The sequence below is a fragment of the Pseudoalteromonas sp. SR41-7 genome (genome assembly GCF_014163935.1).
Taxonomy (GTDB): domain Bacteria; phylum Pseudomonadota; class Gammaproteobacteria; order Enterobacterales; family Alteromonadaceae; genus Pseudoalteromonas; species Pseudoalteromonas distincta.
The window spans coordinates 209,231-229,491 of the sequence record NZ_JACJEF010000002.1 but is presented as its reverse complement, the minus strand read 5'-3'; the positions used below and the strand labels follow the sequence as shown (position 1 = coordinate 229,491).

Here is a 20,261-nt window from a genome sequence, read left to right as displayed (position 1 = left end):
ATTCCATATTATTATTTATTATTATGGGTACTCTAGAGCGACTATATTTCGATGTTTGTAAGTATCAAAAAGTACTTGTAAAGCAAGAGTATATGTTAACACCTGGTTAAAACCAATAGCACAATATAAATCAACTACGTTTTCATATGCGAAGGTCTTTATCTCTCTATTTTGCGACTTTAAGAGTGTTGAAAGCAATTGTTTTGCAATCCCTTTACCGCGATGTTCCAGCGCAACAAACATGGTAGATAAAAATAAAAAATCTGTTTTATCTTGTAACCTACATGCTGCAACTATTTCATTATTATAGTAAGTAACCCATACTTTATCTTGTTTATTAGCACGCCCTCTTACGCTGTGCTTTTTGTAAAATTTATTCACAAGTGGGGTTTTTAGTTCATTTAACACTTCAACTTTATACATTTTTATATCGATATTTAGCTAAGCATTAGCGCTAAATACTGTTCAAATTTTTGTTTCAAAACCATTTGCTCTGCCACTGGGCGGCTGTGGATTGTGTTGTAAACTTGCTCTCTCGTTTTTTTATTACGCTTAATTTGATACGCCCAAAAAGACGCTTCATAATCTAACTGAATTTGATATTTTTCTTCACGTGGTAATAGGCATAAATTAAAACTCACAATACTTCCTCATTCGCTTTTAAGATTATTTGATTCCCCCTCTAAACTGGGCAAGAGGTAATCTCCTTGTTATTATACGCGTCTTATTTTATTTATTTCTGTAGTAATTGGAACTGATAATGAATAGACATTTTAGTATCTTGTTATTATTGGTAAATTTATTTTTTAGTGCCTCTTGTTTTAGTCATCAATACAACCTCACTTTTAATCGTCCGCAAAGTACACCTCAAGCTGATTATGCCTTAGAGCTATTAAAGTTAGCATACGCAGATATCGGTTTTAAAATACATATAATCGATTTTAGTCACCAAAATGCTTTGCTCGCTGCAAATAATGGCGTACTTGATGGGCAGTTAGGAAGAGATGCAAGCGTTGAAGAAAATTACGAAAACTTAATTAGAGTCGATTATGAGCTATTTAAGTTTGACTTAGTATTATATAAAAACTGTTTACCTAACAGTTTAGAACAGCTCGATAGCGTCGCAATTGTTGATGGCTACCCTGTGCAAGAACATTATTTAGCAAGCACACAGTTTGCAGGGAATATTATTAAAGTTAAAAGCATGAATACCCAACTTAATTTGCTTGCTCAGAAAAAAGTACAGGGAGCTTTGATGATTAACTTTATAATGCAAAATAATGAGCTCCCGTCACCTCAAGGCTGTTTTGTAAAAGAAGTATTGAGTACTTATCCGCTTTATCATTATTTAAATAAACGTAATGAAAACTTAGTAGAAAAGCTTAAAATGTCATTAATTAACCTAACTAACAATGGCACTGTGTACGCACTAAGAGCCAAATATGGATTAAGCTTTTAAAAGTCGAACCCTTGCTGCTGCGCCTGCGTGATTGGCACTGCATTTTGCTGCTTTTTTTGAAGGTAGCGCTTGTAGCGCTGCTGGCACAAACTAAGCACCTTCTTTTTTTGGTCGTTCGATAAGGTATTCCACGAAAAGCGCTCATCCCGACTACGATAACACCCTTTGCAATACCCTCTGTTGTTAACTAAGCAAATACTTTTGCAAGGACTTGGAATATCAAATATTTCAATTTGTTGCATGCATAAGTACCGCCCAGTTGAAGAGGAGGTATTAGTATAGCGTTATTTTTGAGCAAAAAAAAAGCAGCAATTTAATTGCTGCTTAGTTTTGTTGAGCTGGGATTATTAATACTCACAGCTATTGGTATTTATCTCTGTTTTACGGTGAAATGGCTTAGCGTACATGGCCAGCACTAACGGTTTTAACTCTTCTGGTACACAGGCTAAACGCTGTTCAAACGTCGCTGTATCTGGAGAGTCTATTACCGCCTCTTTACAGCCACCAGCAATGTAATTACCTGGGTGCAAATAAAACGAATCTACAATTTGCCTATCAATTGTTTTAGCAAGCTCTTCAGCACTATCACATTTAGATTCGATTGGTTGTCCAAATGCTAAATGCACATGCCCTTTAGCTGAACTAAAACCTTCAACAATACTGGCAATATCTTCACCCGCTGCCTTAATATATTCACCATGATGCTGTTTATGATAAAGCTCTTTAGCCTTAGCAATTGCACACGGTTCATATTGATAAGAAATAGAAACAGGCACTATTTTTAACTCTTTAATATAATCGCCAAATTCTTTCTTTTGTTTACGTCCATTTAATTGCAACATTTTTAAAAGGGCAGGATCTGTTTGATCAAAACCGTCTTTTGCACGCCCTTCTTTTTGTGCAATCCAAATAGAATTTCCACCGATTAAAGAGTCATAGATATATGACGATAACTGGGTTAATGCTTTTAACATTTCTTTTGGTGCTTTAGCAGAGCGCTTAACAATGAAACTTTTATTTAAACGCATAAGCTCCGTAATGTAAGGTATTTGCAATAAATTATCGCCAATAGCAATACGCACTGTTTTCATTTTATGCTGATATAAACCCCAATTAACTAATGCAGGATCAAGCACTATGTCTCTGTGGTTTGAAATAAATAAATAGGCCTGATTAGCGTCTAACTGATCTAGCCCAGAAAAGGTAACTTTTGATGTGGTGCGCTTCACTAGTTTATCTAAGTATTGCGCCACTTCATTTTGCACATCTTCAACGGTGCTTACTTTGCCCCATTTTTTGCGTAACTGACTTCTTACCATTGGACGTGCAATAAAAGGCACTGCCGATAAAAAGCGCGGTAAATTATACTTTGCTATTACATCAATAAACGCATCATCGTTAATCAAACGTGTAAGCGACGCCGCAACTTCGTCGTCGTTGTATGGGCGTATATCTGCGTATTTATCTTCTAATTCACTCATTACTACATCTACAATGTTAAAAAACGGCACGCTAAAGCGCACCGTTTATGTCTATATCCGATTATAACTCAGCCAATCTAAAATGCGAAATAACCAAAAAAACGATTTTTTATTTTAGCAACTTGCTTTAAAGCCGAATTTAATTACCTTCTATGACCATAGGCTTGCTTATAAGTGCAAAAAAACTGATCAGTCTAGCAAAATACCATGTTCTCAATCTGCTAGTGGGCAGACCACTACTACATAGCCCTCTAATCTTTTGGTAGTAATACCATTAACAAAGCCTTTCTTTCGTAGTACCTTAAGCCCATATTTTAGACTTTTTATGGATCGTAAGCCTCTTTTTTACGATTTTAACTCTTTCAGATCCACTTATTTTAGGGCTCATAATGAACATTACTATTCTTGATAACGCAACGTTAGCTAAAACATCTCTTTCGTGTATAGAACAACTTGGTAAATTAACGACTTATGAACTTACCAGCCCAGAGCAAGTTATTGAGCATTGCCAAGGCGCTGATGTATTAATCACTAATAAAGCAGTTTTGAATCGCGATACAATTAGTCAGCTAACACAGCTGAAATTAATCTGCGTAAGTGCAACCGGTACTAATAATGTTGATTTAGAAGCCGCTAAAGAATTTGGTATTGCCGTAACTAATGTAGCTGGCTACTCAACCCCTTCAGTTGTTCAACATACATTTTCTTTAATTACTAACTTACTGGGTAACACCCACCGCTATCAGGCGGATTGCCAGCAAGGCGCATGGCAAAAAAGTGAAATGTTTTGCATACTCGATTACAGCTTTAACGACTTGCAAGGTAAAACATTTGCCATTATAGGCGGCGGTACGTTAGGCAAAGGCGTTGCTAAAGTGGCTGAGGCATTTGGCGCTAATGTTATTGTTGCAGAGCGTAAAGGGGTTAAATGTCGCGATGGTCGTACGCCTTTTGAAGACGTCATTAAAACAGCCGATATAATCAGCGTACACTGCCCGCTTACAGATGAAACACGTGATTTAATCGCACTTAATGAGCTTAAAATGATGAAGCCAAGCGCTATAATTATTAATACAGCACGTGGTGGTATTATTAACGAAGCCGACTTAGCAACAGCGCTTAAGCAAAACCTAATTGCTGGAGCGGGTGTTGATGTACTAACTAAAGAACCTGCTGAAACTTCAAATCCACTTGCTAATTACACAGGCAATAACTTATTACTTACTCCACATATTGCATGGGCAAGTACTGAATCTATTGTGCGTTTAATTAATGAAGTAAGTTTGAATATTGCGGCATTTACTAAAGGTGAATCACGCAACCGCTTGGTTTAATCATTTTATTGTAGTAATCAAATAAGCTAAAAAGTGGCTGTTTTTACTAATATATTTAATATTTTATTAGATAAAAACAGCTTAACTCACTTAACAAACTGATTCATAACAACTTATCAATATGGTCTACTCTTTGCTTTAATACAGTTAATAACCAATTAAAAATCTTATTAAGGTAAATAAAAATGAAAAAATCACTTTTAGCAGCCGCTTTAATCGCTCCATTTTTAACAGGCTGTGTTATTGCCGTGTCAGATGGCGAAGCTGAGACTCATTGGGCAGGGAAAAACTCATCAAGCTGGCAAGCACAGCATAAAAATAATCGTGAAGTTATATCGGAGCTAAAAATGGATAGCAGCTATCAGTCTGTTTTAACGCAATTAAAAACGCCTAATTTCACTGAGCTATTAAAAAAAGATGATGATGTATACCAAGTACTTTTTTATGTAACGCATAGCAAGCATTCAGATTCAAAAACAACAAAAGATGAATGTACGCCACTTGTATTTAAAAATGATAAGTTAGTGGGCATTGGTGACACAGCTTTAGGTATGATCACGCAGTAACCAATAAAAAATGTTTGATACAAAAACGCCAATATATGAATATTGGCGTTTTTGTATATTAAGTTTTTAGCGTGCGACTATTCTATCTCGCCCTGCATCTTTAGCGGCATATAAGCCTAAATCGGCCTCTTCTAATAATGCTTGCTCAGCATACACTTTACCACTTTGTGTAGTGGCAATACCTATACTTATAGTGATGTGGTCTGCATTTAATGAAGCTTTATGTTCTATATTCAAAGCATTTACAGCATTGCGTAATTTATTAGCAAACTCCATTGCCTCGTGCTTATCAATTCCTGGTAGCACAGCAGCAAATTCTTCTCCGCCATAACGAGCAATAAAGTCACTGCCACGTTCACATTGAGCTGCAAGTGCTTGCGCAACATTCTTTAAACACTCATCGCCAGCACGGTGTCCATAGCAATCGTTGTAACGTTTAAAGTGGTCTATATCCATAAGTAACACCGATAGCGGTGTTCCACTTCGCTTGCTGCGGCGCCATTCTCGAGATAAGTTTTCATCAAGGTAGCGTCTATTTGGTATTTCAGTTAAGCCATCTATCGAAGCTAGCATTTCTAGCAAATCATTTTTTTGCTTTATGAGGAGTTGGTTACGCACTCTAACGCGAACAATAGAAGGACTAAATGGCTTGGTTATGTAGTCCATTGCACCGAGCTCTAAGCCCTTTGCTTCATCATCATGGCTACGATTGGCTGATATAAATATAATAGGAATAGACTGAGTTATTGGGTTTTCTTTAAGCTCCACAAGTACTTGATAGCCGTCAATTCCAGGCATAATTACATCAAGGATTATTAAATCAACTTGCGCTGTTTTTACAAAGGTCAGTGCTTTTTCACCACTTTCAACTAAGAACACGTCGTGTTCTGCTTTAAGTGTTTTTTCAAGTACTAATCTGTTGATTGGATCATCATCCACAATAAGTACTTTAGCTCTTTTCGACATCCCTAACCCCTAGCCCTTTTATAAAAACAATTACCTGTTCTAGCTGTATGATAAGCTCTTGTAGTGTAATCTCAATAGGCTTATTAGTTGTTTTAAGCGTTCTTTCACACAATAAAGCACAATGTGATAATCGTCTAAAACCTAAATTACCTGCTACACCCTTGATACTATGCACTAAACGTACCAAATCATCCTTATTGGTTGTTTCTTCTAGTTGCGATAGCTGGGTTTCACACAAGCTAGCAAACTTATCAATCATCGTATTAAGTAGTTTTTCATCCATACTAAACTGCGTTAAAGCAAATGATTTTTCAAAAAAGCTTGGTTTAACTAAGTTTAAGTCAGCAATTGCATCAATAAGTACTTTAGCAACAACCGGTTTAGTTAAATGTTTATTCATGCCGCACTTTAAAGAACGTTCTACATCAGCAGGCTCGCAATGAGCCGTTAAAGCAAAAATAGGCAGTTGCTTTGCGTCAAACTGTTGACGAATCAAAGCGGTTGCTTGACAGCCATCTATTTTCGGCATTTGCACATCCATCAATATTAAGTCAGGCTTCAAAACTTGCAATAATTCCATACCAATTGATGCGCTTAAAGCCGTAACAACATTTACGTTTGCTTGGCGCAGAACACTGCTAATTATTTCTAAGTTAAGCTGATTATCATCAATGGCTAATACAAGTAGACCCGATATATCAGCTTTACTTTCAGTTGCACTGTGTACTGCGGCACTTGTATTAACTATAGGCTTTTGCTGAGAGTTCAAACTAAATAGCCTTTGCCCTAATGCCGATGCTTTAACGTGATGCGCAGCTAAGTGCTCGCTTGTCGGTAAATTAAGTGTGTGCTGATGATTAATAATAATTACCGATGTTTCTTTAGCTGATAATGAATCATTAATCGCTTCAACATTTAAAAGTGCAGGTAAGTCAGCTGCATCAATTATTATTTTTTGAGTATTAGAGAGCTTAATTGGGTATTTCAGTACCTCATCTAAATTAATATTAGCAAGTTCGTTATATGCATTTGTCACCTGCTTAAGCTCTTTACTTTTATCAGATAAAATAGCCAATGTATTAGTCGGTAACACTGTGTTTTTAGTGGTATCAACTAAAAAGCTAATACTGAAATAAAATTCGCTGCCGTGGCCTTTTTTACTCTTTAAAGCAATCTCCCCACCCATTAACGATACTGCATGTTTAACAATAGCTAAACCTAGCCCAACCCCTTGGTGTATGCGGGTTGAAGATTCATCACCTTGAGTAAAAGCATCGAATAAGCGACTTTGATCAGCTTCATCTATACCCATGCCAGTATCGATTACTTTAAAGCAAATATGCTGTTGCTCTAGGCTATCGCTTTCAATAAGTTCCATTTTTAAAGTAATGGAACCTGTTTTTGTAAACTTAACGGCATTAGTTAATAAGTTACCTAATATTTGCTGCAAACGTATACTGTCGCATATCAAATCAGGTGCTATTAGCGGGTCAATATCAATAACAAATTCAATACCTTTTCCTTCGCACAATGGAGCCGTTAAGCTTTCACAAATATCCACCAGCTCAACCATGCTAAAAGACGCTTGTTTTAAATCGGTTTGCGAACCTTCAATACGTGCAAAATCAAGCATTCTATTAAGCATTAATAACAAGCTTTGTGCTGCATGCTTAGCTTGATCTGTTTGTTGTAATTGCTTTTGCGTTAAGCCTTGCTCAATTAACATATCAAGCAACCCTAAAACAGCGTTCAAAGGGGTACGTATTTCATGACTTAAATTGGCTATAAAGCGGCTTTTAGCTAGGGTTGCTCGTTCGGCATCTAGTTTTGATTTAGTTAATGCACTCACATCCTGAATGTGTATAACATAATAAGCTGGATCGCGGTTTTCATCCCAGACAAGCGATACACTTAGTTGCAACCAGCTTGTTAAGCCCCCTTGAGCAAGCGTTAAATGGTATACGCGTTTTTTGTCATCTAGCAATTGCGCTAAAGTGCTTTTTATCTGCTTCCATTGGGAGTCATCAAATAATGCTTTCAACTGCTCCCCAACGAGTACTGGCTGATCAGAAAACTGCTTTCTTGCTGCTTTATTTACTTGCAATATGGTGTGTTCAAGCGAGAGTAAAACCACGCAGTTAGCCGCAAATTCAATTGCACTTCTAAATTTAGATTCAGATGATTTTAAGGCCAATAATGTTTGTTGCTGCTCGGTAATATCGCGACCAATGCCCATGGTTCCTAACAGGTGTTGGTGCTCGTTATAAAAAGGTGCAATAGTAAGTTGATACGATTTTGTATCGGTTTCTATTCGCTGTTCAACACTATTTCTGTTTTGTAATACTTGTTTTTCAAGCGCATTTATTTGCTGATCATTGTCACCTAAATCATCTACATATTTACCAACTAATGCAGTTTGATCTTTACCGATATATGCCTCAAATGCTTTATTGCATCCTAAGAATGAACCATCAATATTTTTAAAGTAAATAAGGTCTGGCACACTGTTTAGCATAGTGTTGAGTAAAGCTAAGTGGCGCTCTTTCGCTTCGTAACTGCGGCTTAGTTTTTCTGATTGCAGCTGAACTTGGTCGTCCAGAGCTTTATTTGCACTTTGTAATGAATCAACTAACTGTTTGTTTTTAGTAAATACACGCTTCACTTTAGAAAACCAAGGTTGCCAGCTCAGTGGTACTTTGTAATTTAGCTGCTCTTCTTGTTGTGTACCGTTACTCTCAAGGTATGACATTAAGTGAGTCATCGGCTTTATAAAAATGCGCTGACTTAACCAAAAAAACACGCCAAACATAATACTTAAAAATAGCGTTAAAAAAGTAAACTCTAGTAATATCTCATACTTAATTGAGCTTATTAATTGGGGTTTGTGCTCGAAAAATCCTGCGTGAATAGGTAACTCATCCATAGGCTGCATAAAGTAATTACTATCACTAGTTAATACTGTTTTTTGACTCTGATGATCGGCCAAGTCTGGCCAATAATTTTTTAACGCAGTCGCTTGCTCTATTACCTGTTTAGAGCTGGCGATAATTTGATGCGATTGGTTCATAAAAACGTATTCACCACTGTTCGGTGACACCTTTTTTAACCACCCAGAAATTGCTTGAACATCATAAATTAAAATAATGTAATCGGCTGAGCCAGTGCTTCGTTGTCGACCAATAGCAAAATACGAATTGTCATTCACTTTAACAATAGGGCTTGAAGTAAGTTTGTTTTGCGCAAATTTTGGCTTAAATTTTCCATTTAAAATTTCAGTAAGCATTAAACTTTGGCTTTTGTTGTGCCTGCTTACATAAGCAAAACCATTATCATCAACATACGCTACAGCAGATAACGACTGCATTAATGCAAGCGTTGTATTAAACGAAGGCCCTAATGTAATAGCCTGCTGCCACTGCATTAATGCCTTAGCAGATAACGCAAACTCACCTTTACCTACAATTTCCGTACTTTGATCAATAAAATGACGATAATAGTAACCATCATATTGATTTATACCTTCGAGCAAATCTTGATTTATTTTGGGATAAGTCACTTGCTCGTATAAGTTAAACATGGTGGTAAGTAGATTACTCACCGAGTCCATCCCGTGGGTAACTTGCGCTGAAATATTTGTAAAGTCAGCTTGGCGTTTTTCAACCGTCCGCTCAAGCTTTATATTATATAAGTGCAAGCACAGTAAAAAAGCGACAATCAATGGCACTAACAGCGCAATAAATAATGAACGATAATAATGCTTCAGAGGTAAAAAATTCAATGTACTGCCTGCCATTTGGCTCGAAAATCAATCGATAGACTATCGAGCCAATTTGTTAAGCGCAAGTTATAAATTTTCTTCTGCAAACGACGCTAAGCGACTACGCACAACACCGTTGAGGTTTATTGTTGCGCTGCCTTCAAAGTTTTTAAAGCGCTCTACTATGTAGGTTAAGCCCGATGTTACTGGCGTTAAATAGTTACTATCTATTTGCGCCAAGTTACCTGTACAAATTAATTTAGTACCTTCGCCGCAGCGAGTAATAATCGTTTTAAGCTGAGATGCCGTTAAATTTTGGCTCTCATCTAAAATTACCACTGCATTTTGAATGCTACGCCCGCGCATAAAGTTAACCGATTTAAACTGTACATTAGCCTTCTCCATTATGTAATTTCGACTCGATATTGGATTTTCGTCGCCTTTGTGCAATACCTCCAGCGTATCGGTAATGGCTGCAAGCCATGGCGCCATTTTTTCCTCCTCCGTGCCTGGTAAAAACCCAATAGACTCTGCTATTTCGGGCGTATTACGGGTAACTATTACTTTATCGTAAATACCTTTTTCGATGACCATTTCAAGGGCGCTGGCAAGTGCTAACAAGGTTTTACCACACCCTGCTGGTCCTGTTAAAATAACAAGCTCAATACTTGTATCCAGTAGTGCATCTAATGCCATCCCTTGATAAATATTTTTGGGCTTAACGCCCCATGCTTGTTGATGCATTAAACGCTCAACACCAATATCTTTGAGCATTATGTGCTCGTCATCGTACGATTTAACACGCGCCGCAAACTGATCCCCTCCATCAAGTAAATATTCATTACAAAATACATCAGGGATTAAGTTTTTAGGCACATGATGAAACGTATCGCGTCCGTGTTGCTGCGTATTACACTCCCCTACATGATCCCAAAAATCACCTTCAATTTTTTTATAACCACTAGTGAGTAAGCTTATATCGTCAATAAGTTGGTCGGTGCGGTAATCCTCAACATATTTAAGTCCGGCGCCTTTGGCTTTTAAACGCATGTTTATGTCTTTTGTAACAAGTATTACTTTTGAATCACTGTGCTGCTTTTGTAAGTACACGGCGCAATTGATTATACGATGGTCGTTTTCGTTACCAGGCAAACCAGAAATAGAGTCGGCAAATAAATGGTCGTTTACAATAATGAGGGTACCTGCAGAGCTCGCTTTTGCCTTTTTGTTACTCGGCAGCGCCACGCCTTGTAGCATTTGTTCGGGCGTTGCATTTTTAAGAACTTCATCTAATCCACGAATAGCGACGCGCGCATCACGGCTTACGTCGTGTTTTCTGTCTTTTATATGGTCAAGCTCTTCAAGCACCGTCATCGGAATTACAACGTCATGCTCTTGAAAAGACAAATAAGCGAGTGGTTCGTGAAGTAGTACGTTGGTATCTAGCACATACATTTTACTTTCAAGGTTCGAAGCTTTTTCCATAGCACTTTCCTTACGTTTTATGATTTTTATGCTATACCAAAATAACTAAGTAAAACGGGCAAAACTTAAACCTGCAATACTTAATTGCTAAGGCATAATGTAAGTTTAGTCTATTTGTCATAAAAGTCCGTTTTATTACAAACTGTAATTAGTTTTGATTTACCTAAAAAAGAGTCATAAACAAGCTGTTTTAATAGTAATAATTAACACTTACAAAATTAATTAAAAGTGAGCCAAATAGCGCCTTGCAGTGGTGTTAGCTTACAGGTAACATAGCCGCCTTTTTCATCATAGACGAGACATACATGAATTTTTCCTTAGGTCAGCGTTGGATCAGTGATACAGAGTCAGATTTAGGATTAGGCACCGTTGTTGCCATTGAAGGCCGTCAGGTCAGCATATTATTTCCTGCCAGTGGTGAAAACCGTGTTTATTCTAGTGCAGAAGCACCTGTTACCCGTGTGGCATTTAATCCTGGCGATGTGATCAAAAGCGTTGAAGAATGGGAATTAGAAGTAGAGTCTATTGAAGTACAAGGCGAGTTACTTTGTTATCACGGCACCCGTGTTGATAATGGCGAAACAGCCAAGTTAAAAGAGACCTTTTTAGATCATTTTATTAAGTTTAATAAACCACAAGATCGTTTATTTGCAGGCCAAGTAGATCGTTTTGATCGTTACACACTTCGCTACCAAACGTGGTTACATAAATTTGAACGTGAGCAATCGCCTATTAAAGGCTTAATTGGTCAGCGTGCTAATCTTATTCCGCACCAGCTTTATATTGCCCAGGAAGTGGGTAAACGTTTTGCCCCACGCGTACTTTTATCAGATGAAGTAGGCCTTGGTAAAACAATTGAAGCGGGCATGATACTACATCAACAAATTATTAGTGGCCGTGCAAGCCGCGTACTTATTGTGGTGCCTGAAAACTTACAGCACCAATGGTTAGTAGAAATGCTACGCCGCTTTAACTTACGTTTTTCTATTTTTGATGAAGAGCGCTGCGACGAAGCGTTTGCAGATTCTCCAAACGTATTTGATACAGAGCAACTAGTACTTACCAGCCTTGAGTTTTTAACCAAGAAAAAACGTTGGTTTGAACAAGCAACGCTTGCTGATTGGGACCTTTTAGTAATAGATGAAGCCCATCACCTAAGTATCAGTAACGGCAAGCCAAGCTCAGAATACCAACGTATGGCAGAGCTTAGCCAAGATATTCCGGGCCTTATTTTACTTACCGCAACGCCTGATCAACTTGGTCACAGCAGTCACTTTGCGCGTTTACAATTACTCGATCCGGATCGTTTTTACGACTACGACGTGTTTAAAGAAGAAGAAGCAAATTATAAAGACGTAGCGCAAGCTGCAAATCAATTACTGCAAGAGCAAGCTCTGGACGACGCAGCCAAAGCCACGCTAATTGAGCTATTAAAAGAAACCGACATTACTGATATTCTTGAAAAAGCACAGCAAGGTGATTTACCAGCGCGTAAAGAAATACTTAACATGCTACTCGATCGCCACGGCACAGGTCGTATATTATTCAGAAATAGCCGCAGCGGCATTGATGGCTACCCTAGTCGTAAATTACACGCCTACCCAATGGCATTGCCAAAGCAGTATAAAACGGCTATGTCGGTTCTTGGTAACATGGGCGGCATTCAAAACCCTGAACTAAGTGCACACCGTGCTCTGTTTCCTGAAAAAATATTTCAAGAATTTGAAGGCGAAAGCGCAAGCTGGGGTTTATTCGATCCACGTGTAGATTGGTTAATCGACACCCTTAAAACACTTAAGCGCGAAAAAGTACTGCTTATATGTGCTAAAGCTGAAACAGCTATCAGCCTTGAGCAAATACTGCGTGAACGTGAAGCAATTAAAGCGTCGGTATTTCACGAAGGCATGTCGATTATTGAGCGTGACCGCGCTGCTGCATTTTTTGCAGACGAGTACGATAATGCACAAATATTACTGTGTTCAGAAATTGGCTCAGAAGGTCGTAACTTCCAGTTCTCGCATCACTTAGTGTTGTTTGATTTACCACTAAACCCAGATTTGCTCGAGCAACGTATTGGTCGATTAGACCGTATAGGCCAAACACAAGATGTGAACATTCATGTGCCATATTTTGAAAACACCGCTCAAGAAGTACTGCTACGTTGGTATAACGAAGGTCTAGATGCATTCGAATCTACATCAACAACTGGGCAAATGCTTTATAAAGAGTTCCGTGATGACCTACTTGAATATATTTCTGCGCATAACTGCGATGAAGACGAACTCGATCCATTACTTGAGCAAGTAGCACAACAAAATGCGGTACTGCGTAAAAAAATGGAAAGCGGACGAGATCGTTTACTAGAGCTACATTCATCGGGTCAAGGTGCTGCCGACTCGCTTGTGACTGATATCGAAAAACTCGATAACCAGTTTGAATTGCCAAGCTACATGATCAATGTGTTTGACACATTTGGCGTAAGCCAAGAAGATAAAGGCGAAAACACCATTATCTTAAAGCCAACGGAACATATGTTAAATGCATCGTTCCCATCGCTTAAAGAAGATGGCATGACGGTTACCTTTGATCGCGACACTGCACTTTCGCAAGAAGATGTACACTTTATCAGCTGGGATCACCCTATGGTGCAAGGCACCATGGATATGATTTGTGACGACGACTTTGGTAGCGCATCAGTAGCATTACTTAAAAACAAAAAGTTACCGCCTGGTACCTTTTTTGTTGAGCTTATTTTTGTTGCAGAAGCAATGGCACCAAAAGTATTACAAGTTGGTCGCTTTTTACCGCCTACACCAATTCGTATATTGCTCGATAAAGCAGGTAATAACCTAGGTGAAAACGTGGCATTTGAAGGCTTTAATCAGCAGTTATCAGCCGTAGGCCGCCAAACAGCAAGTAAGCTTGCCGGTGCATTGCAAAGCGCTGTTCACCCAATGATCACTACCGCTAAAGATATGGCACAAGAAAAACTTGAAGTTATTCGTGCAGCGTCGCTTGTTAAAATGCAAACGTCACTCAGTGAAGAGCAAGAGCGACTGGTTGCCCTTAAGCAAATTAACCCGAATATTCGCCAAGAAGAAATTACCTTCTACGATAGGCAACGTAACGACCTAACTACGTATATTGAAAAAACGCAGTTACAACTTGATGCAATTCGCTTAATAGTGGTTTCACACTAAATATTTAGTTTTTAGTCTTTTGAGCCGACTCCAGAGTAAATTTAGAGTCGGCTATTAAGCTTAATTGATATAAATAGCTGTACCTTTTTAAACTTCATTTAAAAACCACGTGTTCTTATTTTACTATGAGCCACTTCTACCCTCTCTAGCTATATATTAAGCCCTTTGTTGAACTGTTGATTTTGCCCAACATAACCATATCTAAAAACTCAAGCTGCACTCTATACAACTATTCTGTGAGATAGTTGATAGGTTTATTTTCCCTTGCATAAAGTTGTTTTTTTGTTAACCTACTCGCCTTCCATTTTAGTCTTTTTGAGGTGTTTATGGCGTTTCTATCTCGTTCGATATTGGCGTTTTCCATAGCGCTCTCAAGCACTAGTGTCTTTGCTCAAGCCCAATGCGATGTTGAATTACGTCATGGTTTAATTATTACTGACGATGCAATTCGCATATTAGATAAAGGCCAAACTCGTGTCCAAATTAATAACAATAACCAACTGTTTATTCGCGGTTATTGGGTTGATTTAAGCGATGACGAAAGCAAAGTACTCGAACAGTTTAGTAATGGTATTCGCCACACAGTCCCCGAATTAGTAAACCTTGCTACCGATGGTGTTAACTTAGGTTTAAGCGCTATTGAACACGTAGTTGAAGGTATGTCAGACAAAGAACCTGAAGTACTTAAAACACAATTGCAGTATGTAGAGCGCGCGCTAATGGATAAGTTTAAGCGCGGAGATGACTTCTTTTTTATAGCCCCTCAATCACTTTCGCAAATAGATGATTTTTTCACTAAAGAGATCAGCCAGCAAATTCACTCTGCTGTTCATGGATCGTTAGGTGCTATTTTGGTATCACTTGGAGATGCGTTTAAATCGCGTGAAGGTAATATAGAAGATCGCATTAACGACATGGGGCAACGCATGGATATTATCTCAAGAGAAATTGATAAGTCGCTACAAAAAAAGGCGCATCAATTAGAGCTTAAGGCTTCTGAGTATTGCGAATGTTTAAATGCACTCGATGTAACCGAGTCTCGCTTACAGGCAATAGTACCTGGTATGGCCGATTACGATTTAGTGCAAATAAAATCTTAGAGTACGTATTCGTTTTTAGAATAAAATAACACCGAGTATAAATATACTCGGTGTTTTGCTTTATGATTGATTGAATGATTGATTAAAACTAAGCGCTTCTACTTTTTATTCTAAATTGGTGAGCCCGGCGGGATTGGCAGCACTTTAAAGTTGTTTGGCCATTTCCCTTTAATTAAAAACTGATTTACTTGCTCAGCTAAATATTGCTTAAACGCACTCTCGCCAGTACTTGTATGGCTCAGCATTGAGTTTTGGTTAAAGTCTTCACTTAACTTAACTAAGTAGTAACGTAACTGCGCTTGCACTTCAGGGCTTACACTATCGCTTGCTACTAAATCAGCCATGGCTTTTGCAGTTAAAAATTGCACGCGCTGAGTTATTTTACCTGTCATCGTATTAGGTGATGACGCGTTAAACACTTGGCCATATAGCTCCTCAAGTAACTCATCTAAACTATAAAAGTCATTACTACGTGCTTGCTGCTGCGCTAGGCGGTTTAAACGCTGTGCGTTTAATAAAAGCGACAAGCTGTGCTGCACTGCAACCTCGGGTAATGCCATTGCATCGAGCGTTAACCCTGTGCGCCCCACTATGCTCTCGCGCGACTTAGACTCGCCATACGCTTTTGGCGGAATTAGTGATAGTACCGATTCAGGAAGTAATAAGTTACTTGGCTTAAGCGTTGCAAAAATAGCGTTTACCGCTTCTTGTTGCATTTTTTTATCAACCACTTGCGCACCTTTTACGGGTGAGTCACCGCGTGTTTCGTATTCGTAATCAACACCGGCAATAAGCTTAACCGCAGCCTCAACCTGAAAACGGTGAAACAGATAAAGCGGAACTAGTTTTTCCTCTAATTGCGATAATGAGTCGCCCGTTTTAATATTATTAATACCAAACTGCGAAAGCGCTTTTTTACGTACGTCGAGTACTCGTAAAAGCTCCTGAGAAGGATTAGTGCCGTTATCCCATAGATGAGCTGTTGGATGTGCGCCACCTTTAGCACGAGCATCACTATCTGATATAAACTCAAGGCCTTTAGTTTTGTTCTCCTTTAAAATAGCAGCAAGTTCTGCGCTTTCATCTTGGTTAGTGAAATCGCTATAGCCATATTTAATTACTTGGGTATCCCACACGCCCATGCCTGTTGCATAGCCGCGCGTTACATCAAGCTTACCTTGTTCATTAAAACTAAGTAGCGGATGTGGGTAATCCATTACAGAAGCTCTATCCCCTACCGATGCCGCAAAGTTATGAGCAATACCTAACGTGTGACCAATTTCATGCGCGCTTAATTGGCGAATCCGATCAAGCGCCATTGCTTGCAAGTTTTTAGCAACTTCATTGCCTTTTAAATAAGGAGCAGCGAGTGCTTCAGCTATTAAAATATCTTGGCGAACACGCAATGAGCCAAGTGTTACATGCCCTTTAAGTATTTCACCTGTACGCGGGTCAATTACAGAACTACCGTATGACCAACCACGCGTTGCACGGTGTACCCATTGAATGACGTTGTAACGAATATCCATAGGGTCGGCGCTACTTGGCAGCACTTTTACTATAAATGCATTTTTATATCCTGCAGCAGTAAATGCGTCGTTCCACCATTTCCCACCTTCAAGCAAAGCGCTTTTAACGGGCTCTGGTACGCCAGGATCAAGGTAATAAACAATTGTTTTAACAGGTTCACTAATAGGTAAACTTGAGTCTTTTTTAGTTAAACGATGGCGCGGTATATAACGCACGTACATAGAGTCACCAAGCGGCGCTGCGTAATCTTTATGTTCTATACTCCAAAAACCTGATTGCGGATTAAACTTACGAGGTGTGTAGTTATCATCTGGTAATTGAATAAGTGAATGATGCATATGAACAGTAAGCGCATAAGGATCGGCACTTACTTGGCGAACAAATTCACCTGGTTTTGTGCCCTTAAATGTAAGTACGGCTTCAAGCTCGGTGTTTTTTACAAATGCTTTTGAGCGATTCATATAAACGGCGCTACGTGATTCATCAAGGCTAAAGTTGCCTTGCTTACGTGCAGCAAGTGTGCGGCTTACGCCATGTACATCACTTAATAAATAAGGCGTATAATCAATAAGTGCTGTGGCTTTATCCTCTGCAACCACTTTAAAACCAGCAAGTATACTTGATGCAAACGCTTCTTTAATACTTTGCTGTTCAGCCTTGTTACTTGTATTAGCACGATAGTAAGTATTTACAGCCCGCAGCATTACTTTGTCGCCAAAACGCTCAAACTGCACAAGGTGAGTATTACCAAGCTGACCTCTATCAAGGCCTATATCGTTAGAGCCAATACCGTAAGGCAAGCTTTGTTGCAGTAAAAATTGTTGTTCAAACTTATCAACTTTTAAATATACTTTTCCCTTTTGGGTATCGTAAAAAAACGAATAATAGCCCGGAAAATGATTCATTTGCATAGTAAATTCATCAATTGACTTAATTGCTGCGTGCGCTTGAGTTATGATAGAGCACAGCACAGTAAAGAATATGTAACTTAGTAGTGGTATTTTTTTCATAATCTTATCTTTGTTATTTGTGTTTTAAGTACGATTAGGTGGTCCCATTATAGGGTGCTATTTAAACAATACAGTTATTTAAGACGAATTTCAGCGCTCTAAGCTAATCTCTCTCACATTATGATTGGTTTTAACACGTTATCAGGAAAATAGAATGCGTAGACTCCCTCCAGTATTACTTGAAGATGGTTGTTCAAGAGAACTTTTATCATTAATTCGAACAGTTTTAGCGGCATGTAAAGAAATTTCGTTTCGCGTTGGTCAAGGCGCGCTTTCTGGCGTATTAGGCTCAACCCTTGATGAAAACATTCAAGGTGAAACTCAAAAAAAGCTCGATGTATTATCTAATCAGCTGTTAAAAGATATTTTACTGGAATCAGGTACGGTTAAAGCAATCGCCTCTGAAGAAGAAGACTACACAGTAGCAGGTAACCCAGACGCTAAATTTATAGTGGCATTTGATCCACTCGATGGCTCGTCAAATACGGATATTAACTCACTTGTGGGTACTATATTTTCTATTATGGAAGCGCCTAAAGGCTCTGACGCTGCTGATCAAAGCATATTTATGCAGCCCGGCCATAAGCAAGTTGCTGCAGGTTACGTACTTTACGGGCCATCAACAATGCTTGCGCTGACTACAGGTAAAGGCACGCGCATGTTTACCCTTGATAAAACACAAGGCAGCTTTTTACTTACACAAGATTTTGCAAGCATTCCTGCTGATACAAACGAATTTGCCATTAATACGTCTAACCAACGCCATTGGCAGCCAGCTATGCAAAACTATATCAATGATTTGCTAGCAGGCGATACAGGCCCGCGCGCTAAAAACTTTAATATGCGCTGGATTGCAGCAATGGTGGGCGATGTACATCGCGTGCTTAGCCGTGGCGGTTTATTTACTTACCCTACCGACACCAAAGATCCTAAAAAGCCAAATAAATTACGCCTACTTTATGAAGCAAACCCAATGGCTATGTTAGTAGAGCAAGCTGGCGGTATCGCATCAACCGGTACCGAGCGTATTATGGATATTCAGCCTGATGCAATCCACCAGCGAGTAGCCGTTATTTTAGGTTCTAAAAACGAAGTAGAAACGTGCTTGGGATATCATAAATAATCGCTTAAAACGGTTGTCCTCAATTTAAAAAACCGCATTCAATTGAAGTGCGGTTTTTTTTAGGTGAGGTTTTTCACCTCGCTTTTTAAACAAATCAAACTTTTACTAACGCAACTATTTGAGCAAGCTTTTGATGATTAAGCTCTCCCATTTGCTCGCTATTACTGAGCGCATAAATAAAACCTTCATGCTCAGTACAATCAATGTCATCTCGCGATTCAATTACGTTTGCCCAAAGCTCCAAATCATCTAAGTCTATTTCGTTACTTAAACAGCGTTTAAGCACATCAATTAAAACCTCGGTTGAGAGAGTATAGTGAGCTTTATTGCTATCAGCAGGGCTTGAAACGATAACCGATATAGCTTCGTCCCTTTGCTCTCCAAATGTAATAAATTCAGCTAATGCTTTTTGTGTATTCATAATATTTGTTATTCTTGGCTCACTGTTACTAAAAAGAATTATAATGACTCAACTTAACTGTACTCAATGCCACAGTACTCTAACGTGTAATGTAGACGATATATCAGCGTGTTGGTGCAATGAGCTGCCGGCTATTTTACCGCTTGATATCACAGCAACAAGTTGTTTATGCCGCAAGTGCACGCTTAATAAAATAAATACTTTTTTAGAGGGTGTTTATACACAACCTATTAAAACCCAAATAGACTTTGCAAAGCAATTTAGAGGTAACGACAATTTAATTGAAGGGCTCGACTACACCATGCAAAGTGGTTACATGATATTTAGTAAGTGGTTTTTTTTAAAGCGTGGTTCGTGCTGCAAAAATGGTTGTAAAAACTGCCCTTATGGTTTTAGAAAGTAAAAGCTGTTTTATACAAATACGAGTAAGCACTGGTTTTTACCTTCTCATTTTCTTCTCTTTCACTTCTCCTTGTGAATAATATTTTAAGTACTGTTATTCACAAGAAGGTTTAGAGGCGCTGCGCTTTTAGAGTAAGTGATTGTATAAAATAGTATTCAAATACGAGTAAGCACTGGTTTTTACCTTCTCATTTTCTTCTCTTTCACTTCTCCTTGTGAGTAATATTTTTAAGTACTGTTATTCACAAAGAGGTTTAGAGGCGCTGTGCTTTTAGAGTAAGCGATTGTATAAAAATAGTATTCAAATACGAGTAAGCACTGGTTTTTACCTTCTCATTTTCTTCTCTTTCACTTCTCCTTGTGAATAATATTTTAAGTACTGTTATTCACAAGAAGGTTTAGAGGCGCTGCGCTTTTAGAGTAAGTG

The 20,261-nt window shown here is 38.6% G+C and carries 16 protein-coding genes; 7 read left to right on the top strand and 9 right to left on the bottom strand.

Going from position 1 to position 20,261, the window contains the following annotated elements; translation table 11 throughout:
• Window positions 1-21 precede the first annotated feature (21 nt).
• Together H5092_RS03750 and H5092_RS03745 are read right to left on the bottom strand one after the other, a co-directional pair.
• Window positions 22-423 carry a GNAT family N-acetyltransferase gene (locus tag H5092_RS03750; RefSeq protein WP_182732927.1) on the bottom strand — a complete coding sequence of 134 codons (402 nt, stop codon included), beginning with the start codon at window positions 421-423 and terminating at the stop codon, window positions 22-24.
• A 14-nt stretch (window positions 424-437) separates the two neighbouring features.
• The gene (locus H5092_RS03745; RefSeq protein ID WP_024596204.1) at window positions 438-641 is read right to left on the bottom strand and encodes a DUF3283 family protein; all 204 of its coding nucleotides are present in this window, start codon (window positions 639-641) and stop codon (window positions 438-440) included.
• 119 nt (window positions 642-760) lie between these two features.
• Between H5092_RS03745 and H5092_RS03740 the strand changes: the two genes are divergently transcribed.
• Window positions 761-1,459, top strand: coding sequence for an ABC transporter substrate-binding protein (locus tag H5092_RS03740; RefSeq protein ID WP_182196852.1), 699 nt, complete (start codon window positions 761-763; stop codon window positions 1,457-1,459).
• Here the strand turns inward: H5092_RS03740 and H5092_RS03735 are convergent.
• Window positions 1,456-1,701: a DUF1289 domain-containing protein gene (locus tag H5092_RS03735; RefSeq protein ID WP_182196853.1), complete on the bottom strand. Its 246-nt coding sequence runs from the start codon at window positions 1,699-1,701 to the stop codon at window positions 1,456-1,458. The genes H5092_RS03740 and H5092_RS03735 overlap by 4 nt on opposite strands.
• Window positions 1,702-1,806: 105 nt before the next feature.
• Window positions 1,807-2,940, bottom strand: a complete 1,134-nt coding sequence (locus H5092_RS03730) for a 1-acyl-sn-glycerol-3-phosphate acyltransferase (protein ID WP_182724716.1) — start codon at window positions 2,938-2,940, stop codon at window positions 1,807-1,809.
• Between the two features lie 389 nt (window positions 2,941-3,329).
• Here H5092_RS03730 and H5092_RS03725 point away from each other — a divergent pair, with 389 nt between their 5' ends.
• Both H5092_RS03725 and H5092_RS03720 read left to right on the top strand, forming a co-directional pair.
• Window positions 3,330-4,274 (top strand): D-2-hydroxyacid dehydrogenase, encoded by a 945-nt coding sequence (locus H5092_RS03725; RefSeq protein WP_182712855.1) that lies wholly within the window; start codon window positions 3,330-3,332, stop codon window positions 4,272-4,274.
• A gap of 185 nt (window positions 4,275-4,459) precedes the next feature.
• Window positions 4,460-4,840 carry a DUF3192 domain-containing protein gene (locus H5092_RS03720; RefSeq protein WP_024596200.1) on the top strand — a complete coding sequence of 127 codons (381 nt, stop codon included), beginning with the start codon at window positions 4,460-4,462 and terminating at the stop codon, window positions 4,838-4,840.
• 66 nt (window positions 4,841-4,906) lie between these two features.
• Here the strand turns inward: H5092_RS03720 and H5092_RS03715 are convergent, their stop codons facing one another.
• Genes H5092_RS03715 through H5092_RS03705 form a run of 3 tightly spaced genes read right to left on the bottom strand, consistent with a single transcriptional unit; the run spans window position 4,907 to window position 11,048 of the window.
• A complete protein-coding gene (locus H5092_RS03715; RefSeq protein WP_024605076.1) occupies window positions 4,907-5,806 on the bottom strand; it encodes a diguanylate cyclase in 900 nt (299 codons plus the stop codon).
• A complete protein-coding gene (locus H5092_RS03710) occupies window positions 5,790-9,599 on the bottom strand; it encodes a PAS domain-containing hybrid sensor histidine kinase/response regulator (RefSeq protein WP_182732926.1) in 3,810 nt (1,269 codons plus the stop codon). The genes H5092_RS03715 and H5092_RS03710 overlap by 17 nt, the downstream gene beginning before the upstream one ends.
• 51 nt (window positions 9,600-9,650) lie before the next feature.
• Window positions 9,651-11,048 (bottom strand): PhoH family protein, encoded by a 1,398-nt coding sequence (locus tag H5092_RS03705; RefSeq protein WP_182716620.1) that lies wholly within the window; start codon window positions 11,046-11,048, stop codon window positions 9,651-9,653.
• 305 nt (window positions 11,049-11,353) lie between these two features.
• Here H5092_RS03705 and rapA point away from each other — a divergent pair, with 305 nt between their 5' ends.
• Complete coding sequence (gene rapA / locus H5092_RS03700) at window positions 11,354-14,248, top strand: RNA polymerase-associated protein RapA (protein WP_182732925.1); 2,895 nt, start codon at window positions 11,354-11,356, stop codon at window positions 14,246-14,248.
• 326 nt (window positions 14,249-14,574) lie between these two features.
• Window positions 14,575-15,348: a YggN family protein gene (locus H5092_RS03695; protein ID WP_024605080.1), complete on the top strand. Its 774-nt coding sequence runs from the start codon at window positions 14,575-14,577 to the stop codon at window positions 15,346-15,348.
• Between the two features lie 110 nt (window positions 15,349-15,458).
• On the opposite strand, the gene H5092_RS03690 is transcribed toward H5092_RS03695, so the two are convergent.
• Window positions 15,459-17,888, bottom strand: coding sequence for a zinc-dependent metalloprotease (locus H5092_RS03690; RefSeq protein ID WP_182732924.1), 2,430 nt, complete (start codon window positions 17,886-17,888; stop codon window positions 15,459-15,461).
• Window positions 17,889-18,042: 154 nt separating this feature from the next.
• On the opposite strand from H5092_RS03690, the gene H5092_RS03685 reads away from it, so the two are divergent.
• Complete coding sequence (locus H5092_RS03685) at window positions 18,043-19,011, top strand: class 1 fructose-bisphosphatase (RefSeq protein ID WP_182732923.1); 969 nt, start codon at window positions 18,043-18,045, stop codon at window positions 19,009-19,011.
• A 94-nt stretch (window positions 19,012-19,105) separates the two neighbouring features.
• Here the strand turns inward: H5092_RS03685 and H5092_RS03680 are convergent, their stop codons facing one another.
• Window positions 19,106-19,432: a hypothetical protein gene (locus tag H5092_RS03680; protein ID WP_024596017.1), complete on the bottom strand. Its 327-nt coding sequence runs from the start codon at window positions 19,430-19,432 to the stop codon at window positions 19,106-19,108.
• Window positions 19,433-19,475: 43 nt separating this feature from the next.
• Here H5092_RS03680 and H5092_RS03675 point away from each other — a divergent pair, with 43 nt between their 5' ends.
• On the top strand, window positions 19,476-19,835 hold the full coding sequence (locus tag H5092_RS03675) for a DUF5522 domain-containing protein (protein WP_182732922.1): 360 nt from the start codon (window positions 19,476-19,478) through the stop codon (window positions 19,833-19,835).
• Window positions 19,836-20,261 lie beyond the last annotated feature (426 nt).